6 protein-coding genes are annotated in these 6,184 nt (G+C 71.3%); 4 read left to right on the top strand and 2 right to left on the bottom strand.

Annotated features, from left to right (window positions below; genetic code table 11):
• Both P1P75_RS38810 and P1P75_RS38815 read right to left on the bottom strand, forming a co-directional pair.
• Nucleotides 1-994, bottom strand: a 994-nt coding sequence (locus P1P75_RS38810; protein ID WP_319264249.1) for a hypothetical protein, incomplete at its 3' end; no start/stop codon positions are given.
• 109 nt (nt 995-1,103) lie between these two features.
• Nucleotides 1,104-2,579 carry a glycoside hydrolase gene (locus P1P75_RS38815; RefSeq protein ID WP_319264251.1) on the bottom strand — a complete coding sequence of 492 codons (1,476 nt, stop codon included), beginning with the start codon at nt 2,577-2,579 and terminating at the stop codon, nt 1,104-1,106.
• A 428-nt stretch (nt 2,580-3,007) separates the two neighbouring features.
• Between P1P75_RS38815 and P1P75_RS38820 the strand changes: the two genes are divergently transcribed.
• The 4 genes from P1P75_RS38820 to P1P75_RS38835 all read left to right on the top strand — a co-directional run bounded on the left by P1P75_RS38820 (nt 3,008) and on the right by P1P75_RS38835 (nt 6,157).
• Complete coding sequence (locus tag P1P75_RS38820) at nt 3,008-3,808, top strand: class E sortase (protein WP_319264253.1); 801 nt, start codon at nt 3,008-3,010, stop codon at nt 3,806-3,808.
• Nucleotides 3,809-3,964: 156 nt separating this feature from the next.
• Nucleotides 3,965-4,342: a DUF6412 domain-containing protein gene (locus tag P1P75_RS38825; RefSeq protein ID WP_319264255.1), complete on the top strand. Its 378-nt coding sequence runs from the start codon at nt 3,965-3,967 to the stop codon at nt 4,340-4,342.
• Between the two features lie 103 nt (nt 4,343-4,445).
• Nucleotides 4,446-5,159 carry a YidC/Oxa1 family membrane protein insertase gene (locus P1P75_RS38830; RefSeq protein ID WP_319264257.1) on the top strand — a complete coding sequence of 238 codons (714 nt, stop codon included), beginning with the start codon at nt 4,446-4,448 and terminating at the stop codon, nt 5,157-5,159.
• A 140-nt stretch (nt 5,160-5,299) separates the two neighbouring features.
• Entirely contained in the window at nt 5,300-6,157 is an 858-nt protein-coding gene (locus P1P75_RS38835) for a fumarylacetoacetate hydrolase family protein (protein WP_319264258.1), read from the top strand.
• Nucleotides 6,158-6,184 lie beyond the last annotated feature (27 nt).

Here is a 6,184-nt window from a genome sequence, read left to right on the forward strand (position 1 = left end):
TCCTTTTTTTTTTCGTGGCAGGTGTAAATGTGTATAAGAGACAGGCCCCCGGCGACTCCGACCTCCTCCCCCTCGCCGCCAGCGTCGTCGCGTACTGGGGGAGGAGGTCGGAGTCGCCGGGGGACGTGCCCTCCGACGCCGCGAACGCCTCGTAAGAGGGCACCGTTCCCGTCACGATGCCCAGGTTGCCCGTGCCGGAGGCGGACAGTTCGCGGAGGGACGCCTCTATCACCGCGAGGTGGGTCTCGTGGGACGGGTACTCGTCCGCCAGGGCGGGATAGGCGGACACCAGCTCCGCCAGTTCGCCCGCCGGCCAGTGCAGGACGGCCACCGGGAAGGGACGGGAGAGGGCCTCGCGGAAGGTGCCGAGTTCGGCGCGGAGGCGGAAGATCTCGGCCTCCAGTTCCGCCGGGTTCTCCGAGCCGAGGGACCAGACCCGCTTCGGGTCGTGGAGTTCGTCGAGGGAGACCGGGGACGTGTTCAGGGCGTCGGCCTGGGTGTCCCAGTCGTCGTGCGGCGCGCCCAGCATGCGGCGGACGCGGTGCCGGCCGAAGAGGAGCGGGTGCGTGGCGTACGGCGGCTCCGGTACGTCCGTCAGCAGCAGCCGGGCCGCCTCCGTGAACGTCGCCTCCGCCGCCTCCAGCTCGTCGTGGGACTCCAGCGACTCCGCGACGATCACCCAGGGCGCCGGGTCGCGCGGGGCCGCCGCACGGATGCCGTCGATGATCGCGCGGGCCTCGGCCTCGTGGCCGTACTCCCACAGGTTCGAGGCCTTCAGGGCGCGGACCAGGTGCGGGGCGTCCAGGGCGGCCGGGGACGACAGCAGGCGGTCGTAGAGGGTGCTCGCGGCGGGGCGGTCGCCGGACAGTTCCAGGTGGGCCGCGGCCTGGAGCAGCAGGGCCTCGGCGTCCTCGGGATACAGGCCGGCGGTCCGCTCCAGGCGTGCCGCTTCGGCGGTGTGGTCGACGTTCTCGGCAGGCGTGTCGGGGCGCATGGGTGACACCGTACTGCCGACCGGTGACGATGAGGAGATAGCCGCAGGCCAGGGACGGGGCGGGGGACCACCCGCCTGTCCCCGGCCTGCGGCTCGACTCAGGGTGTCCCTACAGCGTCACGCCGTCGATCTGCAGCGTCTGCACCGCGCCCGCCGCGAACGGCACGCTCACCGACTTGCCGGACAGGAACGTGTCCGAGCGGGCCGTGTAGAGGTCGCCGCCGCCCGACGTCGCCGTGTTCCAGCGCGGGACCAGGCCGCCGGAGCCGCCGGTCACGGTGGAGAAGCGGGAGAGGTCGAAGGTGAGGGTCTGGGCCGACGTGGCCGTGTTCGCGGCGACGATGACCAGGCGGCGGGCCGTCCTGTCGTAGGCGGCGACGGCATAGCTGACGCCGGTGTCGAGGATGGTCATGCCGGGGCGGATGTGGCGGCTGAACTGGGCCATCACGTAGTACTTCGTGGTGACCGCGCCGGGCTGGAGGGTGGCCGCGTCGTAGGCGATCATCGCCCAGTTCGCCGTCGGGTCCATGACCTGCCAGTACACCCAGGCCGTCGGGTGCAGCCAGCGGAAGTCGTAGAGCAGGTTCTTCGCCATGGAGAGGCCGGTGCCGTCGTTGTCGCCGGTCTCGGAGTTCCACAAGGGCTTGCCGGAGTTTGTCACGACGTCCGTGTACAGCAGGTCCCGACGGCCGCCCGAGCCCTGGTATCCGTGCACGTTGACCCGGTTCACCAGGGCCTTCGTGGACGAGCTGAAGGAGTTCCACGTCGTGCGCGAGAGGTCGTAACTCGTCTCGTCCGACGCGGAGATACGCGTGCCGGTCAGACCGCGCTTGTCCAACTCGCTGCGCATGTACGGGAGTACGGCCGCCTGGACCGTGGAATCCATGTGGCAGCCCTCCTGCTTGCCGGTCGCCGTCCACCAGGACGAGGAGGGCTCGTTGAAGGGGTCGACCGTCGCGAAGTTCACGCCCCAGTTGTTCTTGGCGTGGAGGGCGACGGCGGCCAGGTGGGAGGCGTGCTGGCGGTAGTTCCACGTCTGGAGGTTGTTGCCGCCGCCGGCCGCGCCCGAGGGGTTGTGGTTCTGGCACATCCACCACATGGGGGAGTTGGCGAACAGCTCGGTGATGGCGCCCCGCGAGGTCGCCTTCGTCAGCATCGCCCGCTGCTTGGCGTCCACCGACCAGTTCCACGCGGAGGACGTGGGGTCCTCGTTGTTCCAGTCCTGCCAGAAGCCCTCGATCTGCTTGAACGCGGGGATGTTGGGGGAGACCGCCATCGACTGGCCGCCCACACTGTTCCAGCTGCACGCGCCCAGGTTGTAGCGGGCGATGTTCATGCCGAGGCCGGGCAGCGTCCTGCCGCCGTACGCCACCGACTTGGTGGTGAAGAAGATGTCGGCGAAGTCGTCGCGGGCGCCGAAGACGTTCGCCCACCAGGCCAGCGAGGTGCCCCAGCCCTCCCAACTGCCGAAGGTGGTCGACGGGTTGACGCCGATCGTCGCGTCGGCGTGGGCGGTGCCTGCGGCCAGGCCCGTGCCGAGGAGGGCGCCACCGGTGGCCGCCAGCAGGGTTCTGCGTCGGATCATGACTTCTCCGCTTCACTCGACTGAGGACGTGCCGGTCGTCCCGACCGGCGGCGTCCGTGACCGAGTACGGGCCGGCCGTCCCGGCCGGGGTCCGCCACTCGTAGCTCGTGCGGGAACGTGAGTTCGTGAGCGCGTCACGAAGCATCGGGGGCGGCGCGTGGTCTTGTCGAGAGTTCTGACACCCCTTTCCCAAACCTGTGGAGGAAGGTTCGAGCGGACGAACAGGAGGACCGACAGGAGGACGGACAGGAGGACCGACAGGAGGACCGACAGGAGGACCGACAGGAGGGAGGAACAGAGGGGAGGAACAGAGGGGAGGAACGGAAGGGCCGTCGACCGGCCGGCCCCTGCGGTCGGACGGGCACGGGTCTGGAGACCTCACGGCCGCGCGCCTATGGTGCGGACGGCCCGGTGAAGGAGGTGCCCCCGTGCGGGGACCCGTCGTACATCACGGCGTACGGCGGCGGCGTGAACGTCGTCGTCTACGGCATCGGCGCGCACTGTGGACCGGCGCCGAACTCCTCGTCACCGCCGGGCTGTTGGGGCTGCTCCTCGTCGCCCATCAGCTGTGGTGGACCAACCGCGAGGCCCGCGAGGGCGCCGAGCGCACGGTGGAGGCCCTGGAGCGGCAGTGGGGCGCGGGTGAGGGGTCCGGGCAGGTCACGCCGGAAGCCGGTCAGGCACCTCCCGGGCAGGCCGACGGGCTGCCGGGGACCCCGTCGTCCCGCGTCACCTCCGGCGCGTCGCAACCCCCCGTGGCCCGGCCCGCGCCCTCCCAGGCGTACGCCGTCCTCCTCATCCCCCGCCTCCACGTCCGCGCCCCCGTCGCCGAGGGCACCAATAAGCGGAAAGTTCTCGACAACGGTTACGTCGGCCATTACGCCCACACCCAACAGCCCGGCCAGCAGGGCAACTTCGCCCTCGCCGGGCACCGCAACACCCACGGAGAGCCCTTCCGGCACCTCGACCGGCTCAAGCCCCGGGACACGGTCGTCGTCGAGACGGCGGACGCGACCTACACCTACGCCGTCGACGTCGTCCTCGCCCAGACCTCACCCCGTGACACCGGCGTGATCCGGCCCGTACCCCGCTCCCTCACCGTCCCCGGCTACGGCTACGACGACCCCGGCCACTACCTCACCCTCACCACCTGCACCCCCGAATACACCTCCCGCTACCGCCTGGTGGTGTGGGGGAAACTGGTGAAGGTGCTCGGCCGGGCCGCGTAGAGCGGGGCTTCGCCCACGGCCCCCGGCCCGTTCGGGTATAACCGAACAAGAACAGCGTGGACAGTGTCGACAGCGACCACCACACAGCGACCACCACACCCGACACGCCGCACGAGAGCAGCCAGCGACAGGAAGGGGGCCGGAGTGATCCACACCATGCTCCGCACCCCTCTGCCCCGCACCACGTTCCGCAGTCCTCTGGTCCGCACCGCTCCCGTGTTCCGTCACTGGCCCGGCCTCGCCCTGTTCCTCGCCGTCCTCGGCCTCGCCCTGCTCGACGCGGGCAGCCTCTCCGCCACCCTCGCCCTCTCCGCGACCGTCGCCCTCGCCGCGACAGCCGCCGCCGGTGCCGCCCTCGCCGTCTGCTCGCTCGCCGCCGCCCGCTGTGCCCCCGCCGTGCCCCGCACCCGGGTGCGTACGGCCATCCGCGACCGGGACCGCCGTACGGCCTTCCTGCCGCAGCGCGATCCCGACGACTCCGGACGGCCCCGGCCCAGGGCACCGGGACACGCCCTCCCGACGGCCGTCGCGTAGGGCACACCGCACCACACCCCTTCAACTCCGTGCGCCCGCGCGGGCCGTCATGCCGCCGTATCCACGTCCCGGCACGACGAGACCCCCGGAGGGCTCCTCACCCATGTCCGTCTTCTCTTACTTCGTCCACCTCGTCGAGCGGTTCGCCGACGTGCTCGAACCCCTCTTCCACACCTCCGCGGCCGCCGCCGCGATCATCCTGTTCACCGCGCTCGTCCGGCTGCTCGTCCACCCCCTGTCACGGGCCGCCGCACGCGGCCAGAAGGCGCGGGCGGCGCTCCAGCCGCGGATCGCCGAACTGCGCGGCAAGCACGCGCGCGACCCGGAGAAGCTCCAGCGAGCCGTGCTGGAACTGCATGCCGAGGAAAAGGTGTCCCCGCTGTCCGGCTGCCTGCCCAGCCTGCTCCAGGCGCCCGCCTTCCTCCTCCTCTACTACGTCTTCTCGCACTCCACGATCGGCGGCGAGACCAACGGCCTGCTCACCCACCGGCTCCTCGACGCGCCCCTCGGCGACCGCTGGACCGACGCCCTCGCCGACGGCGGGATGTTCGGCGGGGCCGGGCTCGTCTACCTCGTCCTGTTCGCCGTCGTCGCGGCCGTCGCCACCTTCGGCTACCGCCTCGCCCGGCGCACGACGGCCACGAGCGCGGCGACGGTCGAGGAGGGGACGCCCGGCCTGGGCGCGATCGTCAAGGTGATGCCGTTCCTGTCGTTCTTCACCCTCGTCACGGTCGCCGTCGTACCGCTGGCCGCAGCCTTGTACGTCGTGACCAGCACGGCCTGGAGCGTGGTCGAGCGAGCGGTGCTCTACAGGTGACGGGGGTCGAGGCGGCCGTAGTGACGGTCCAGTACGTGAACGGGGTCTTGCGGAGTGGACGTCCGGATCGGAGGATCGACCAGTCCTCCGGTGGCTGCACCCGTCGGCGGGCGCGCCCGCGATCGAGGGAGATTGTGACCATGAAGCTGCTGCGAGTCGGTACGGCGGGTGCGGAGCGCCCCGCGCTGCTCGACGCCGAGGGGACCCTGCGGGACCTGTCGGGCCTCGTCGACGACATCGACGGCGCGCTGCTCGCCGACGACGAGACGCTCGGCCGGATCCGCGCCGCCGGTGAGTCGGGCGAGCTGCCCGCACTGGACGCGACCGGGCTGCGCGTCGGACCGCCGGTCGGCCGGATCGGCAAGGTCGTGTGCATCGGGCTGAACTACCACGACCACGCCCGCGAGACGGGCTCCCCGGTGCCGACCGAGCCCGTCATCTTCTTCAAGGCGGCGGACACGGTCGTCGGCCCGTACGACACCGTGCTCGTGCCGCGCGGGTCCACGAAGACCGACTGGGAGGTCGAACTCGCGGTCGTCATCGGCCGTACCGCCCGCTACCTGGAGTCGGCCGAGGAGGGGCTCGCGCATGTCGCCGGGTACGCCGTCGCGCACGACGTCTCCGAGCGGGAGTTCCAGATGGACCGGGGCGGCACGTGGGACAAGGGGAAGAACTGCGAGACGTTCAACCCGCTCGGCCCCTGGCTCGTGACGTCCGACGAGGTGCCCGACCCCCAGGCGCTGGGGCTGCGGCTCTGGGTCAACGGCGAGCTGAAGCAGGACGGGACGACCGCCGAGCAGATCTTCCCCGTGGGTGAAGTCGTGCGCTACGTCAGCCAGTTCATGGTCCTGCACCCCGGAGACGTCATCAACACGGGAACCCCGGCGGGCGTCGCCTTCGGCCGGCCCGAGCCCAAGCCGTACCTGCGGGCGGGGGACGTGGTCGAGCTGGAGATCGAGGGCCTGGGACGGCAGCGGCAGGAACTGAAGCCCGCGTAACGCTCCGCTGGGGGGGGCGGGGAAAGG

This window comes from Streptomyces sp. ID05-39B (assembly GCF_033794725.1).
Classification (GTDB): Bacteria; Actinomycetota; Actinomycetes; order Streptomycetales; family Streptomycetaceae; genus Streptomyces; species Streptomyces bobili.